Below are 14,837 nucleotides of genomic sequence, written 5' to 3'. Positions count from 1 at the left end.
CGGCCGGAGACCGCAGTTCCCGCGCGTCGCGGGCGTCCCCGCGGCGGAGCGGCGGCTCCGGCGCTCCCCCTCCGACGGGGACAAGCCCGCACAGCCCGAGGAGGTCATGCCTCAACGACCCCGGGAGGACACGGCGGTCAAGGCGCCCCAGCAGGTGCAACGGCGCTCGCGGGACGGGAACCTCCGCTGCCCGGCGTGCACGTCGGGCAATCCGCTGGAGCGGACGTTCTGCCGCCACTGCGGCGAGAAGCTGGAGACCACCCGCGAGGTCCGCCGCCGGCAGCCATGGTGGCGCCGACTGCTCCTGCGTACCCGTGACAGGAGACTGAAGGCCGGGCAGCGCCCCGGTCATCAGGGATCGGGGAACGGCACTTCCGGTGGGGGAACGCCCTCGGTCCTCGGCTTTCTGCGGATGGCGGTCGGGGTGGCGGCGATCACCGCGACCAGCCTGTATGCGCTGCACCCGCCCATGCGGCAGGCCGTCGACCGCGAGGTCCGGGCGATACGGGACAGGATCGGTCTGGTGATCCGGCCCGAATTCCGCCCGGCGGTTCCTGCCGAGGCGGTCGCCAGCAGCGCGGTGAAGGGACACGAGGGGGTCCATGCCGTGGACGGCTTCAGCAACACGTTCTGGGCATTCCACGCGTCGGTACGAGAGCCCGTGCTCACCGTCCGGTTCGACGAACCGGTCTCTCTGGACCACCTGGTGATCTGGAACGGGGACACCGCGGACTTCCGTGCCTACGGGCGGCCGGAGCGGCTGCGGCTCGTCCTCACAGGTCAGGACGGTGTGGACCTCACGATCAAGGACTCTCCCTCGCCACAGCAGATCACCCTGCCGGACCGGGACGACGTCAGTGAGCTGGAGGTGCACATCACCGCCATCGACCCGGCCACGAAGGGGGACCGCCTGGTCGCCCTGTCCGAGATCGAGTTCTTCACGAAGGTGAGCGGGCTCTGAGGGACGCGACAGTCCTCCCCGCGGTCCCGCGATCGACCGATACCCGCGGCCGCACTCCGGGCGGACTGTGGAGTCCCGCACCAACGCAGTCGCGAATCGCGTGCGGGCTGGCTGTCGCTCCCCGAGGTCCCCGAGCCCGGCTCGGCGCACCACGGCAGGAGCGACCGGACATCGAAGAAGGTCCTCTTATGCGCATTTCCGCACTCCACGCAGCGGCCGTCCTCGCCGCCGGAACCCTGGCGTTCGGGTCCGGCACCGCCTTCGCGGACACGCCGTCGACCCCCGCTCCACAGGCCACGGACGCACCGGCCTCACCGGGCAGCGCCGCGCATGTCTCCGTCGACGCACCGACGGTCGCGCCGGGCGGCACCGTCCACATCGACGGCACCTGTGCTGTGCCGGACAGCGGCCCTGCCCCGAAGCTCACGTCCATCACCTCGCCCGGTTTCGTCGGCGGCACGGCCAAGGTGACCAAGGACAGGCCGGACGCGTTCACCGCCACGGCAACGGCGGTGCAGAGGTCAGGCCCGTACCAGGTGACCGTCAAGTGCAGCAACGGAGAGGTGTCGACGTCCTTCACGGTCGACAGCCCCACCCCGTCGCCGACTCCGAAGCCCACTCGGTCCCCGGGCCGGGCGGAGTCGGCACGCGTGTTCGTCTCGTCGACGGAAGTGCGGCCGGGGACCGAGGTGAGCGTTTCGGGAACCGTCGCCACCGACTCGCAGGGCAACCCCATCGGTACGGTCAAGGCGGTGGAGTCCGCGGGCTTCCAGGGCCGCTCGGCCACGCTCGACAAGACCGATCCGCTCGCGTTCACCGGGCATGCCACCGCGGTCCGGAAGCCCGGTAGGTACGTCGTGAAACTGATCGGCAGCGAGGGCACCGCCAGGACGACCTTCCAGGTGCTCGGCGAGCACACGGACAGCGGAGGGTCGGACAGCGGCGGGGGCACCCACCACGACGGCACGCATCCCGCGACCCCGTCGCCGCACGTGACTCCGAACGGCGCCCCCGCGACCGGTGAGTTCGACCCGGCGAGCGATTCCTCGAAGGCCACGGTCAACGTCGGTCAGGCGGTGGGTGCGGCCCTCGGCGGGTTCCTCGCAGGGGCCGGGGGTGCCGGTCTGGTGATGCGCCGCCGGCGCACCGGCACGCAGCGGTGAGGAGTCCGCAGGGAGGGCTGAAAGGAGGGCCGGAAGGATGCCGTCGTCCGTGCGTGCCCGCGGCCTGGCGCTGAGGGCCGCGATCGCGGCGGCTGTGCTCGCCGGCGGACTCTTCCTGGGGGCGACGAGCGGTTCCTGGTGGCCCCATCCGGCGCACACCGTGCCACCGCGGCCCTCGGCCACGACCGGTCCCGAGGCCCGTGTGGTGGCCGCCGCTCCCATGGCGCGCTCACAGCCCGTGAGTATCGACATACCGTCCCTTCATGTCAGATCGCGGCTCGACACCCTCGGTCTGGACCGCAACGGTGAGGTGCAGGTGCCGCCCATCGCAGCCGACGCGCCGGCAGGCTGGTACCAGGGATCGAGCACACCGGGGGAGAAGGGGGCCGCGGTGATCCTGGGACATTCGACCGTCGGGCGTTACGGCACCGGCGTCTTCTACCGGCTGGGCGTGCTCCGGGCGGGTCAGGCCGTCCTCGTCCACCGTGCGGACGGGACGACCGCACACTTCACGGTCGTCCGGCTCGCGGAGTACCCCAAGAGCGACTTCCCGGCGCGCGAGGTCTACGGGGACACCGCGGACGCGGAGCTCCGGCTGATCACCTGCGGCCACTACGACCAAGCGGCTCATGCGTACCAGGACAACGTCGTGGTCTACGCGAAGCTGACCGCCTCCTCCGCCGCGGACTGAACGCCGGTCGACAGCACAGGGCCGGGGGCCTTCCGCTCGGACGGACGGCCCCCGGCCCTGTGCCGTCCACGCCGACCGCGCCCGCTACCGCCATCGTGCGGAGAGACACAGGGCGGTCACGAGGAGGGCGATACCGAATCCGAGGTTCCAGTTCCCCCAGGAGTGGACGGGGAGACGACCCTGGGTCAGGTAGAAGAGGACGATCCAGGTGAGACCGGTGGAAAGGAGAGCGGCCATCGCCAGTGGCGTCCACCGGAACTCCCTCTTCAGGCGTGTGACGGCGGGTGAGGTGCGTGCCTGACCCGCGGCAGCCCTCTTTCGAGCAAGCAGCATGGGCGTGAGAACTCCTGATCGTGAGAAGTGCCGCGGGGGCGGTCAGCCGATGTGGACGTTTCCCGCAGCGGAGATCCTGCAGTTGGGCGCGGGCACCGGGTCGCTGCACGTCACCACGGTGTCGCCGTTGCGAGCCGCGGCTCTGCCGCCGATCAGCACGCGAGGGTCGCCCGTGCTGACGCTCCCGGAGTTCTCCGGGGGCCTGGCGAAGGTGCCCGTGGGGGGCACGTGCGGAGGGACGTTCGTCGCACGGCTCCCGATGGTGGCGGCGGGTCTCCCGCCGATCAGGACCGTGGCGCAGCAGCCCGAGGTGATGGTGCCGCTGAACGGCAGCTGCGTGGGCGTGGGCACCGGCCCGCCCGGCGACGGCACCAGCACGATGTGGGTGTCGGTGCCGGTCACTCGGTCGCCCAGGCGTGCCGCGGGCCGGCTCATGTCAGTGCCTTTCGGGTGGTGCGGGGCGCACGGCCGACGTCTTCGATGCGCGTAGCGGTGGCGGGTGCTCGTACCGCCGGTGGGTACGGTCATGCCTCTCAGATGAGCCCTTCGCGAATGGCGTAGGCGACGGCGTGCGACCGGTTGCGCAACTGGAAGCGGGTCGTGACGTCATGGAGAACGTGCTTGACGGTGCGCTCCGAGTACGCGAGCTGCCGTGCGATCTCGGCCGTGTCGAAGCCCTTGGCGACGAGCCGGAGCACGCTGGCCTCGCGGTCGGTGAGGCCGGTGGGGCTGATGCCGCGCGGCGTGAGCACATGGTTCTGCAGACGCGAGACCTGCTTGAGGAGGCGCCCCAGCAGGTCGGGAGGCATCACTCCGGCGCCTCGGTGCACCGACGTGATCAGCCGCACCAGTTGGTCTGCTGTCGCGTCCTGTCGGCGGATCACACCGCCGACGCCCGCTTCGACCGATGCGAGAAGCCCGTCGTCGTCCACCGCACCGGCCACGACGACGACGCTCTCCGCACCGTTCGCCCGAACCGACCGCAGCAGTTGGACCGTCTGGTCGTTCACGCCCTCGGCCACGACGACGCCGACCGTCCCGTCCTCCGGACCGTCCACCAGGCGGACCTCCGGCCGTGGCCGGAGAGCCGTGAGGACACCCATCTCGGAGATGGGGTCCAAGGCGCGCACCTGCACCGCAATCCTGTCCTGCATGGGGGCTCCTATCTGGTTGTCACCGCGGCATCGGTGAGCTCGCGCCCCGAAGTATGTCCTCGCACGCCTCCACGCAGCCTTAACTCAGGGTTGTCGCACGGCTATCCGTCATTCGGCAGGGGTCATGGAGCGTCCCGAGACGAACGCGGCGGGGGTGCATGCGGTCCGGCCCGGCTTCCGGCAGTCGACGGCCAGTACGAGCCGCTGCCCGGCTTCGAACCTGAGCGGTTCGAGGAAGTGGCGGTCCAGTTGGGGGTGGACGTCGGAGAGCTCGTACTCCATCAGGACGGCGCCGTTCCGGCGAATCTGCAGCGTGCCGGTGTCCCTGTGCGGGTTCTCCAGCATGAAGTCGCTGATGTAAAGCGTCTGTCCCTTCGGGACCTTGTGCTCGAAGGTCTTGAACTCGCCGGGCCTTCCGGGTGCGGCTGTCGTCTCGATGCGGAAGTCCTCGGCCTGGATGCTGACCGGTTCGGGTGCCGCTTCCGTCTCCTCCAGGGCGGCGGTCGGGGAGTTCTTGCCGGTGACCGCCGGTGCTTTCGCTGTTGCGGCGGGGCTGCCGCCCTCCCGTCCGGTGTCCCGCTCGGCCGACGGGCCTGGTGACGGAGGCGGCGGCGTCGACGCCGAGGCCTCGTCCGGCTTCGACTGGGCCGAGGGCCGCCCCGAAGGCGCGGGGGAGGTGCTGTGTGTCGCGTTGTCCGCCCCGGCCCCGGTGTCCTGCGGCGGGGCGGTCACGGCCGCCGAGTGCGCCGACGGTTTGAAGTAGGCGGGCCCGAGGACGCATGCCAGGACGAGGCCGGCCGTGGCGAGGACGAGTGCCTTGGGGAGCCTGGCGGGCAGAAGCGGCAGCTGGACGAGGGCGCCGTCGGCCGTGACGGTGTTGTTCTCCGGCCCGCGGACAAGGAGTTGGTACGGGACGGTCCGCGGCGGTCCCACCAGGAACCTCTCGCCGACGCGCAGGCGCACCGGGACGATCCTGCTGGTGTCGGGATCGACACGGAGGGCGCCTTCCCTCATGACGAAGCGCAGCTTCCCGTCCTCGTCGAGGCCGCTGAGGGTGACGGAGGCCGGGGAGTTGCCACGGTTGTCGACGGCGAGCCGGGTGCGGGCCCGCCACCGTCCCCGGGTCGTCCGGGGAAGCAGTTCCGCGGTGAGGTCGGTGAACGTGCCCACGTTCACCGTGGCCTCCTCGACCGTGGATCCCTCGGTGTCCTCCCACGACATGACCCGCAGGGCGAACCGGACGCTGCCGTTCGGGGTGCTCGCCGCCCGCGGCGGCCGGAACGTCAGTTCGGCGGTCGCGTCGTCGCCGGGGAAGACACTGACCTCTGCCGGAGAGACGGTGATCCATTCCTTGGCTTCCCCCAGCACATCGAGGGTGAAGCGGTCCACCACGGTGCCCGTGTTGCGCAGCCGCACCTCACACCGTGCCTCCTCGCCCGGCTCCACGGTGATATCAGCGGTCTGCAATGAAGCGATGACTCCCATGCCGCGACGCTCTCAGCCGCGGTTTCGGGTGCCAACGGCCGAAGGGGAGGGCGCGGGAGCACCGGTCGCGTCACCTTCGGGCACCGGCGCCGGGATCCGATGAATGGGGGACGCGGCGGCTGCCATCGGTGGACGGCTGTCAGTCGGCTTATGGACCGATCCGGGGATCGGTGTGCGCTGCATAAACCGACACTCTGGGCATATGCGATCAAACAGCCACCGCCTCGGCGGTAAGGAACCGGAGTGGCGCTCATCCACCTCGCGATCCGACAGGCGACGCGCTCGTCGTGCCGCTACCGGGTGGGCGCGGTCCTCGCCATGGGCAACCGTGTCCTGGCCGCCGGTCCCAACGTGCTCCGGAACGCGCCGAGCGTGGACTTCCGGAACGCGACCTTCCACGCCGAGGAGAGGGTGCTGCGCAGAGCGCGCCGTACGACCGGAGCGGTGATCTGCATCGCCCGGGTCGACGCCGCGGGCAGGCCCACGCCGGCCGCACCGTGTCCGCGCTGCCGGACGTCGCTGGCCGCGGCCGGCGTCGTCAAGGCCCTGTACACGACCGCTACCGGACACCTGGGGTGCTTGGTCCTGACCGACAGCGCCCCGTCGGTCACGCATCGCGCATGACCGTGCGCTCTACGGCATGCCACCCCGGGTGGCAGTACGCCCGACCCTCCCCGACCCTCCCCGACCCTCCCCGATCCGAAGGGACAACCGATGACCATCGCACTGACGCGTCCCGTCGCCCGGGCGCCGCACCGTTCCCACTTCGCCGATCCGCGGTTCGCCGCCCGCGACGCCCGCCGCACCGTGCTGGCACGGCTGCGCGACCGTGGCCTGACTGAGGCGGCCGCCCCTGCCATCAGGGAGAAGGCCGACGCCGCTCTGCTCATCGTCTCGGAACTCGTCACCAATGCCTGCCGTCACGCCTGCGGCCCGAGCGAGATGCGGACCTCGTGGGACGGCCCGGAACTCACCGTCGAGATAGACGACGGCGTCGCCGAGGGCCCGGTCATCCGCCCGGAGAGCGAGCGCGGCGAGACCGGAGGCTTCGGGATGGGCCTGGTCGACGTCCTGGCGGACGGCTGGGGCGTACGCCGGCGCCCGGACGCTCAGGAAGGCAAGACGGTCTACGTCCGGATCTGCTTCCCGTCGGGGGATCGGTAGTCCTGCGTGTTCCCCAGGCCGATACCGTGCCGATACCGCTCAGCGCCGGATCTGACCGTACCTGGACAGAGCCGGCGCTGCGTGCTGTAGCGCTACGGCGTGGTGCCCACCGCAGTCATTGCTCAGGTCTCCGGGAATTCGAAGCCGTAGCCTTCGGCCACCAGCCAGGGCAGCAACTGCCTGAGCGCCTGAACCGTCTCGGAGCGGTCGCCGCCGGCATCGTGCATCAGCACGATGCCCCCGGGCCGCAGCTCCCGCTTGACGTTGGACACGATCGCGGCGACACCGGGCCGCTTCCAGTCCTCGGCGTCGACCGTCCAACCCAGCGGACGCAGCCCGTGGCGCGCCGCGATCTGCCGAATGGCGGGGGTGAAGTCACCGCCGGGAGCCCTGAAGTACCGCAGCGGGGCACTCACCCCGGCGGCCCGGGAGATCATGGCCTGGGCTCCGGTGATCTCGTATTCCTGGGCGCCGGGTGGCAGGGCGTGCATGGCCTCGTTGTGGTGGACCGTGTGGTCGCACAGCCGGTGCCCGGCGGCGACGATGTCCCGCACGAGCTCGGGATGGGCTTCCGCCAGCGGACCGATCAGACAGAACGTCGCACGGGCGTGGTACTGGGAGAGCAGGGAAAGGATCTGCGGCGTCCAACGCGGGTCGGGGCCGTCGTCGAAGGTGAGCGCGACGGTGCGGCTGCCCGCGCCGGTGCTGTGGGCGATCGCCGGGTTCACCTGGTTGTGCACGGCGAGCCCGCCCGCCTGAGGGCTGGGGGACGGCGCCGTGGAGGCGCCGGGGGAGGGCCGGCTGTGCGCGGCGCCGCTCTGCGAGGGTGCCACGGCCACCGCTTCGTGCTCCACGGCGCAACCGCCGACGCTCACGAGGCACAGCAACATCGCCGTGAGAACGGATCGTTGACGCCCGTGGGCCATGCTCTGGCTCCGGCGTTCGCGGTGCCTGGGGTGATGGGAGGGGCGACTCATTCTCTCGGCTCCGTCTCTCTCGCACCGTCAGCACCACGCGCACCTGCCACGCGTTCGCGTGCCGGCTGGAACCGCCGGTCGGCGGGACTCCATGCAACCGTCGTGCGGCGCCGTGACTGGTCCGCTGATCGGCTGACGGGCCGGAGGATCGCGGCCTGAGATGTACGCGGAGCAGGGCGTCCTCGCAGGTCGGCAATGCGCAAAGCCTTCGACTGGCTACGTGGAGTGAGGGAGTGGTGGCCTCCCGTGTCGGAGCGTCGGCGTCCTGGTCATACCGGTTGTCGACCGATCGGAGGAAGGTGCTGCCCGCGGCCGCGGGTGACAGTGGATTTCGGTCAGCACACGGCTGCTGTCCTCGACAGCAGAGGCGGAGAGGTGAGTACCGTGACCGGCTACACGGGAATCAAGGACGCATCGGAACTGCGAGAGCTCATCGACCACCCGAGCCCCGCCGTTCGCCGGAAGCAGCTCGACTGCCTTGACGCCCACGCGCGGGCCTGGATCTCCCGCTCTCCCTTCTGCCTGCTCGCCACGGCCGACGCCGAGGGACGCTGTGACGTATCACCCCGGGGCGACGCCGCCGGATTCACGCACGTTCTCGACGACGGGGCCCTGGCGATACCCGACCGCCCCGGCAACCGCCGGCTCGACAGCTTCCGCAACGTCCTCGACAACCCGCACGCCGGGCTGCTGTTCATGATCCCCGGCGTCCAGGAGACCCTGCGAGTCAACGGACGGGCGCGTCTCATCAAGGACGCCCCCTTCACGGACGCGATGGCTGTGCGAGGCAGGCGGCCTGTGCTGGCGCTGCTGCTCGACGTCGAGGAGGTCTACTTCCATTGCGCCAAGGCCTTCAAGAGGTCCGGGTTGTGGGATGTGAGCGGGTGGCCCGACCGGCGCGAGCTGCCGACCTTCGGCAGCATCCTCAAGGACCAGCTCCGCCTCGATCAGCCCGCTGCGGCGCTGGATGAACACATCTCCGCGACGGACGCCCGAGAACGCTACTGACACCTCATACGTTCAAACGTCGGGCCCCGGGGCTTCACACAGCCCCGGGGCCCGACGCATGAGGTGTCGGTCACGTCAGTGCGGTCGTGTCGACCACTTCGTAGAGTCCTTTGAGCACCGTGCGTTCGATCACTTGGTCGATCTGGCTGTGGCGGGCGTACTCCGGCTGCGCCACCTCAGGAATACGAAGCGCCTCCTCCACCCACTCTGAGTGGCGTCGATCAGTGCACAGGAAACGATCTCGCGGTCGTCGCCCATCCGCTGCGCATGAGACACCCGAACCGGTCGGCCGAAGTGATTCGGCTCGGCAACCCATGCCTCCGTGAACTCCGAGAAGCTGACACCCGGCCGCAGCCTCCGTACCGGGTGTGGAAGGGCCGGTCCGGCAACTGGTGGACGAGACGCAGGAAACAGGCGTCGGCCCGGGCTACTCGCCCGACTGTGCCGCTCTGTCGCTGACCCGGATCAGCAGGGCTGCCAGTATCCAGTTGGCAAGGAGAGAGGAACCGCCCTGAGCGAGGAAGGGCAGTGCCTTTCCCGTCAGCGGTATGAGCCCCGTGACACCGCCCGCGACCACAAAGACCTGCAAAGCCAGGGCCGTGGACAGGCCCACGGCAAGCAGCTTGCCGAAAGGGTCCCGCAGACTGAGCGCAGTGCGCATACCACGCTCGATCAACAGGGCGTAGAGAAGAAGGATGGCCATGACGCCGGCCAGGCCCAGTTCTTCTCCCGCGGCGGCCAGAATGAAGTCACTGCGCCCGGCGAAGCCGATGAGTTCGGGGTGCCCCTGTCCCAGGCCGGTCCCGGTCATGCCCCCGCTTCCCATGGCGAAGAGAGCCTGAGCCGCCTGGTCGGACACCAGGCCCGGAGGCCGCTGATCGGGAGGCAGGAAGATGTCGAAGGGATGCTGCCAGGCGACGATCCGCCCCCGCACGTGAGGTTCGAGGGAACCGACGGCGAATGCCCCCACACCGGCCATCAGGAGACCGAACACGATCCAACTGGTGCGTTCGGTCGCCACGTAGAGCATGACGACGAACACGCCGAAGAAGATCAGCGAAGTGCCGAGGTCCCGCTCCACGACCAGGACGAGCAGGCTGAGGACCCACACCGTGACGATCGGGGCGAACTGGCGGCCGGGCGGCAGCCGCAGTCCCCAGAACCGGCGGCCGGTCAGCGCCAGAGCGTCGCGATGGGTGACGAGATACCCGGCGAAGAACACCACGATCATCACCTTGACGAATTCGCCCGGCTGGATGGACACCGGTCCCAGGGAGATCCACCGCTTGGCACCGTAGGTGTCTCCCGGAAAGAACGCGGGCGCCATCAGCAGGACCATGCCCAGAGCCACGGTCAGGTAGATGTAGCGCTGCAACCTGCGGTGGTCTTTGAGGAGTACCAGGACGGCGATGAACGACGCCACACCGAGAACCGTCCACAGCAACTGGTCCGGAGCGGCCGGCGACGCGTGAAAGCGTGCCGCGTAGGCATGATCGAGCCGGTGGATCAGTACCAGCCCGAGGCCGGTGAGCAGGGTGGCCACCGGAAGGATGACGGGGTCCGCGTACGGCGCGCACCGGCGCACGACCACGTGCGCGGCGAGCGGGAGGAGGCACTGGGCGATGGTGAATCCGGTCAGACCGGAGGGCAGCGTCCCCGTCGTGGCGATCGACTCGCAGAAGTAGCCCATGACCGTGACGGCCACCGCGAGCGCGGTCATCAGCGCCTCGATCCGGCGTCGGCGGCGCGCGAGTGCTTCCATGCCGCCCTCCGAGTGCCGGCCGGCACTCGGGGAGAGCCGCGAGGTCGGGGGAGGCGGCCCGTACGACGCCGCCCGTGCTGATGTGCCATCACCCGTTGCCGAAAGCCGCATCGGGCCACCGTCGCACGGCTATGGGCGATGGTCCGTCCACCAGTCGTATGACGATGCGGTTGCTTTTCCGGTGCGATTGCTTTCCGGTGCGGACGCTTCCGAGCGGGGCGACAGCCGTCACCGCCCACCTCCCCTCTCGCCGTCTGCCGCAACTGCCAGACGCTGGTAGAGCAGTTCGCCGATGCGATGGCAGTCGCGGTTCACTGTCGCGGGCGTGCGACCGGTGATCAGGCAGAGCGCGGCCGTGCCGATGGATCCGCCCGCTGGATCGTAGGCGGGCATCGGGCGCCCATCGGGAAGCGATGATTCACGCACCACGGCGATACGGCTGTCGTCGGCGAGAAGATCGCGCCACTCGACGGCGCCGAAGTCCCATACGCGCTGTTCGACCCACGGCGTGCCGTCCCCGTGAGCCGCGTGCACGAGAAGAGAAGCGGACGCCTCGCGGCCCCGGACCGGCATCCGGGACGGGTAGGCCACCGGTAGGCCCAGCAGCTCACGGGTGACCATGCCGATGACGTCGATTCCGAACGCCAGCTCCATCTGCCGGGCGGTCATCGCCCCACCGACCCGTGCGGCGGTTCCGATGACCCACATGGCGCCGCCCGGCCCCAGCTTGATCTTCGTATGGGTGGCGCAGGTCGACAGATTGAGCGCGTCGACCGCTGCTCTCGACAGCGACTCGATACGCCTCTGGGCCGCCTCCGGCAGCGCTGCGGGGATGATGCCGGCCCTGTCGGTGAAGGGCGGAACAACCGGTAGTTTCCCGGTGATGCACAAGGGGTGGTACTCGCCGCCCGCGACGATGCCTTCCACCGTGACGTAGTCGCCCCAGGCATTCGCGTCCGTGTACCAGTCCGCGGCGGCGCCAGGCACGATCTCTTCGAGGATGAAGCCCCCTGATGCCGCGGGGCTGCCCCTGTCCAGGCAGACCAGGTCGGTCGGCGTGGACCTTTCGAGGAAGTCCATTGCGGTGGCGCAGGCTCCGGCCGTTTCGTCAGGGTGGTGGATGATCTGATGTGCCACGGATCCGATGCCCCACGCGGGCTTGAGCACCAGCGGCGGGCTCAACCGAGGTGCTGCGGCGAACGCGTCGACCTCGCTCCGCACAGGGACGAAACGGGGTACGGGTACACCGGCCGCCTGCCATGCGCTGCGCATCGCACATTTGTCGCGCGCCAGCACGGCCCCGTCGCCGGCCCCCGGCAGGCCCAACTCGGTGCACGCCCGGGCCACGGCCACCACGGCGCACTCCGACACGGTCAACACCGCGTCTGCGCGGACAGCTTTGGCCCGGCTGACGATCACGTCCACGAGGCCCGTCTCGTACTCGACGGTCACATGCCGCACCGATGCGACGGACGACTCCCAGAAGGCCGCCCCCGTGCGCGGCAACTCGCTGAAGGCCAGCACGTGTACCCGTGCGTGAGCCGCGATGCGCGGCACGACGTGCTCCAGCGGAGGGCCGCCCTTGGCGTATACGAACAGGAGGTGATCCATGCAGACCTCACGAGCGTCGTCCCTCGGAAAGGGGTGGAGGAGAGAAATGGGTGGAGGAGAGAAATGGGTGGAGGAGAGATGCGCGGGCTGCAGTCTTCCGACGGCCGACGGCCTCAGCCTTTCCCCATCAGCCGCTGAAACAGGCCGAATCCATGTCCCAAAAGGGCAGGGCTTGCGACGAGGAGGTGGACCGCGGGGCCTGTGCCGGACGTCGGTTTCGTCCCGCTCGTCGTCCTATCGGACGACGGCTTCCTGGCCGTATCGGTGCTTGGCTCGATGACTGATCGAACAGCAGTGAGAGCGAGCGGAACGTGCCTGGCTTCGACGAATTCGCCACAGCCCATTCCCCAAGGCTCTTCCGTCGAGCTCTGACCCTGGCCCATGGCGACTGGCACGCAGCGGAGGATCTTCTGCAGGCGACTCTTCTCCGGACGGCGTGTCATTGGTCCGCCATTTCCCATCCCGAGGCCTATGCGCAACGTGTCCTCACCAATCTGGTCAGGGACCGCTACCGCTCGGCTCAACGGACACCCAGGACAGTGAGCTGTGGACTCCCGCAGGATGTGGAGCTGCTCGTCGCGCAGGACTCCATCGCGCAGGCCTGCCTCCCTCCAGGGGAAACGGACAACGGCGAGCTGGAGCAGGCAATCGCCACCCTCACCAAGAGTCAGCGGAAGGTCATCGTGCTCCGCTACTGGTACGGGATGACGGAGGCGGACATCGCCGAAACACTCGGGATCGCCGTCGGGGCCGTGAAGAGTCTCAGCTTCCGTGCCATGCGTTCCCTCCGTTGGCGATTGCTGCACCTGGCGGGGGAGAAACCGGCGTCGTCGCCTCCGAGTCACCCCAACCCTTCGTGAACGCGTCTCAGAACCGAGGACCCACGCCCCATGTCATCGCCGACCGACGACGATTCCACGACCACATGGTCACACGCCGCGCCGAAACGACATCCCGCACGGACATGGATACGCCGTATCACCCTCGGCGTAGTCATCGTGGCGCTCATAGCGGGCGGAATCTGCTGGCACCTTATGCGGGACCTCGAGAGCGGCATCGCGACTTCACATGCCCTCCCTTCCCACGCCCCGAGGCCCAGGGACGGTTCAACGAACATCCTCCTGATGGGCCTGGACAGCAGGAAGGACCAGAACGGGCAGGATCTGCCGCCCGCGATCCTCAAGCAATTGCACGCCGGCCACAGCGACATCGGCGGGTACAACACCAATACCCTGATACTGCTTCACGTTCCCAACGACGGCAGCAAGGCCACCGGCATATCGATCCCGCGAGACGACTACGTGGAAAGACCGGGCTTCGGCCATGGAAAGATCAAGGAAGCGTACGGGCTCGCCAAGGCACGAGAAGAGGAGAAGCTGCGGCAGGCGGGTGAGACCGACGAGATCCGGCTGGAACGGGAGGGACGCGAAGCGGGACGCCGCGCCGAGATACAGACCGTTGAGGACTTCCTCAAGGTCCCGATCGACCACTTCGCCGAGGTCAATCTCGCCGGCTTCTACGACCTGGCGAACGCCCTCGGTGGAGTCGAGGTCTGCTTGAAGCACCCCGTGAAGGACCGCTACTCGGGGGCGGGCTTCCCGGCCGGCCACCAGACGTTGAACGGGGCACAGGCACTGGCCTTCGTGCGACAGCGGCACGGCCTTCCGAACGGCGACCTCGATCGAACGCGACGGCAGCAGGCGTTCCTCTCCTCCGTCATGTACAAACTTCGCAACGAAGGCGTCTTCAGTACGCTTTCCCGGCTGACCGACCTGATCAACGCGTCCAAGAAGGATCTGGTCATCGACGCGGGATGGGATCTTCTGAGCTTCGTCCGCCAGGCCAGTTCCCTGTCCGGTGGGAACGTGGAGTTCCACACGCTGCCCATCGCCGGCTTCGCCACGAGGAACGGACAGTCCGTCAACCTGGTGGACCCGGACGCGGTCCACTCCTTCGTGCAGCGCGCACTGTCAGCAAGCCCGAAGGAGACCGGGCACCGCGAACCCCTGCCGACGGTCGACGTCCGCAACGGCACGGGCAAGGACGGACTGGCCAGGAGCACCGCCGAAGCACTGGGCGCCAAGGGCTACCAGCAGGGCCGGATCGGCAATGCGGAGCACCAGAACGCGACCGTCGTCCACTTCGGACCGAACGGGCGGGCGGAGGCCGAGCAGCTCGCACGCCTTCTCGGAGGTGCGGCCGTCGAATCGGACGGAACGGTGAAGACCGGCCGACTCAGTGTCGTACTCGGCGGTGACTTCACCCTTCCCGCCGCACTGCGTGGCTCAGTCGATAAGGCATCGCCTGCTGCGAAGCCGCTGCCGCAGGGTCTCAGCGGCAAGGGAATTCCCTGTGTGGACTGATGCGTCGAATTTGGCGAAGATCGAACGGCGTCCGGGGGACGGAATCGTGACTCCTGAATTCCTACGGTCGGATCTCCTGGCCTCGGTGAAGTTCCGCCTATGGTGCGAGGACACCGAGCACAACGAGCCCAACGAGGACAACAGTGAACTCACCAAGCCGGCAGG

The 14,837-nt window shown here is 69.1% G+C and carries 16 protein-coding genes; 8 read left to right on the top strand and 8 right to left on the bottom strand.

Annotated features, from left to right (window positions below; translation table 11 throughout):
* Nucleotides 1-106 precede the first annotated feature (106 nt).
* The 3 genes from KWI83_RS13135 to KWI83_RS13125 all read left to right on the top strand — a co-directional run bounded on the left by KWI83_RS13135 (nucleotide 107) and on the right by KWI83_RS13125 (nucleotide 2,815).
* On the top strand, nucleotides 107-961 hold the full coding sequence (locus KWI83_RS13135; protein WP_218514504.1) for a zinc ribbon domain-containing protein: 855 nt from the start codon (nucleotides 107-109) through the stop codon (nucleotides 959-961).
* Between the two features lie 188 nt (nucleotides 962-1,149).
* Nucleotides 1,150-2,124: a hypothetical protein gene (locus KWI83_RS13130; RefSeq protein ID WP_218514503.1), complete on the top strand. Its 975-nt coding sequence runs from the start codon at nucleotides 1,150-1,152 to the stop codon at nucleotides 2,122-2,124.
* 37 nt (nucleotides 2,125-2,161) lie between these two features.
* Complete coding sequence (locus KWI83_RS13125) at nucleotides 2,162-2,815, top strand: class F sortase (protein ID WP_256362148.1); 654 nt, start codon at nucleotides 2,162-2,164, stop codon at nucleotides 2,813-2,815.
* 84 nt (nucleotides 2,816-2,899) lie between these two features.
* On the opposite strand, the gene KWI83_RS13120 is transcribed toward KWI83_RS13125, so the two are convergent.
* From KWI83_RS13120 to KWI83_RS13105, 4 genes are all read right to left on the bottom strand, one after another.
* Nucleotides 2,900-3,148 carry a cell division protein CrgA gene (locus tag KWI83_RS13120; protein ID WP_218514502.1) on the bottom strand — a complete coding sequence of 83 codons (249 nt, stop codon included), beginning with the start codon at nucleotides 3,146-3,148 and terminating at the stop codon, nucleotides 2,900-2,902.
* 42 nt (nucleotides 3,149-3,190) lie between these two features.
* A complete protein-coding gene (locus KWI83_RS13115) occupies nucleotides 3,191-3,583 on the bottom strand; it encodes a PAAR domain-containing protein (protein WP_218514501.1) in 393 nt (130 codons plus the stop codon).
* Between the two features lie 98 nt (nucleotides 3,584-3,681).
* On the bottom strand, nucleotides 3,682-4,302 hold the full coding sequence (locus KWI83_RS13110) for a LuxR C-terminal-related transcriptional regulator (RefSeq protein WP_218514500.1): 621 nt from the start codon (nucleotides 4,300-4,302) through the stop codon (nucleotides 3,682-3,684).
* 108 nt (nucleotides 4,303-4,410) lie between these two features.
* On the bottom strand, nucleotides 4,411-5,787 hold the full coding sequence (locus KWI83_RS13105) for a hypothetical protein (protein ID WP_218514499.1): 1,377 nt from the start codon (nucleotides 5,785-5,787) through the stop codon (nucleotides 4,411-4,413).
* Between the two features lie 243 nt (nucleotides 5,788-6,030).
* Between KWI83_RS13105 and KWI83_RS13100 the strand changes: the two genes are divergently transcribed.
* Nucleotides 6,031-6,411 carry a hypothetical protein gene (locus KWI83_RS13100; protein WP_218514498.1) on the top strand — a complete coding sequence of 127 codons (381 nt, stop codon included), beginning with the start codon at nucleotides 6,031-6,033 and terminating at the stop codon, nucleotides 6,409-6,411.
* A gap of 90 nt (nucleotides 6,412-6,501) precedes the next feature.
* A complete protein-coding gene (locus KWI83_RS13095; RefSeq protein WP_218514497.1) occupies nucleotides 6,502-6,951 on the top strand; it encodes an ATP-binding protein in 450 nt (149 codons plus the stop codon).
* Nucleotides 6,952-7,073: 122 nt separating this feature from the next.
* On the opposite strand, the gene KWI83_RS13090 is transcribed toward KWI83_RS13095, so the two are convergent.
* Nucleotides 7,074-7,790, bottom strand: a complete 717-nt coding sequence (locus KWI83_RS13090) for a polysaccharide deacetylase family protein (RefSeq protein ID WP_308122041.1) — start codon at nucleotides 7,788-7,790, stop codon at nucleotides 7,074-7,076.
* A 522-nt stretch (nucleotides 7,791-8,312) separates the two neighbouring features.
* Here KWI83_RS13090 and KWI83_RS13085 point away from each other — a divergent pair.
* Nucleotides 8,313-8,936, top strand: a complete 624-nt coding sequence (locus KWI83_RS13085) for a pyridoxamine 5'-phosphate oxidase family protein (RefSeq protein ID WP_308122040.1) — start codon at nucleotides 8,313-8,315, stop codon at nucleotides 8,934-8,936.
* 70 nt (nucleotides 8,937-9,006) lie between these two features.
* Here the strand turns inward: KWI83_RS13085 and KWI83_RS38470 are convergent, their stop codons facing one another.
* The 3 genes from KWI83_RS38470 to KWI83_RS13075 form a co-directional block, all read right to left on the bottom strand.
* A complete protein-coding gene (locus KWI83_RS38470) occupies nucleotides 9,007-9,138 on the bottom strand; it encodes a hypothetical protein (RefSeq protein WP_256362147.1) in 132 nt (43 codons plus the stop codon).
* Nucleotides 9,139-9,363: 225 nt separating this feature from the next.
* A complete protein-coding gene (locus tag KWI83_RS13080; protein WP_218514494.1) occupies nucleotides 9,364-10,698 on the bottom strand; it encodes an FtsW/RodA/SpoVE family cell cycle protein in 1,335 nt (444 codons plus the stop codon).
* Between the two features lie 228 nt (nucleotides 10,699-10,926).
* Nucleotides 10,927-12,309 (bottom strand): acetyl-CoA carboxylase biotin carboxylase subunit family protein, encoded by a 1,383-nt coding sequence (locus KWI83_RS13075; protein ID WP_218514493.1) that lies wholly within the window; start codon nucleotides 12,307-12,309, stop codon nucleotides 10,927-10,929.
* Nucleotides 12,310-12,620: 311 nt separating this feature from the next.
* Here KWI83_RS13075 and KWI83_RS13070 point away from each other — a divergent pair, with 311 nt between their 5' ends.
* Complete coding sequence (locus KWI83_RS13070) at nucleotides 12,621-13,169, top strand: RNA polymerase sigma factor (protein ID WP_218514492.1); 549 nt, start codon at nucleotides 12,621-12,623, stop codon at nucleotides 13,167-13,169.
* 264 nt (nucleotides 13,170-13,433) lie between these two features.
* A complete protein-coding gene (locus KWI83_RS13065; RefSeq protein WP_256362146.1) occupies nucleotides 13,434-14,672 on the top strand; it encodes an LCP family protein in 1,239 nt (412 codons plus the stop codon).
* Nucleotides 14,673-14,837: the final 165 nt, after the last annotated feature.

Source organism: Streptomyces sp. TRM70350, from assembly GCF_019219825.1.
GTDB lineage: Bacteria > Actinomycetota > Actinomycetes > Streptomycetales > Streptomycetaceae > Streptomyces.
Note: the sequence above shows the minus strand (reverse complement) of the source record. Positions and strands in the feature narration are given on the sequence as shown.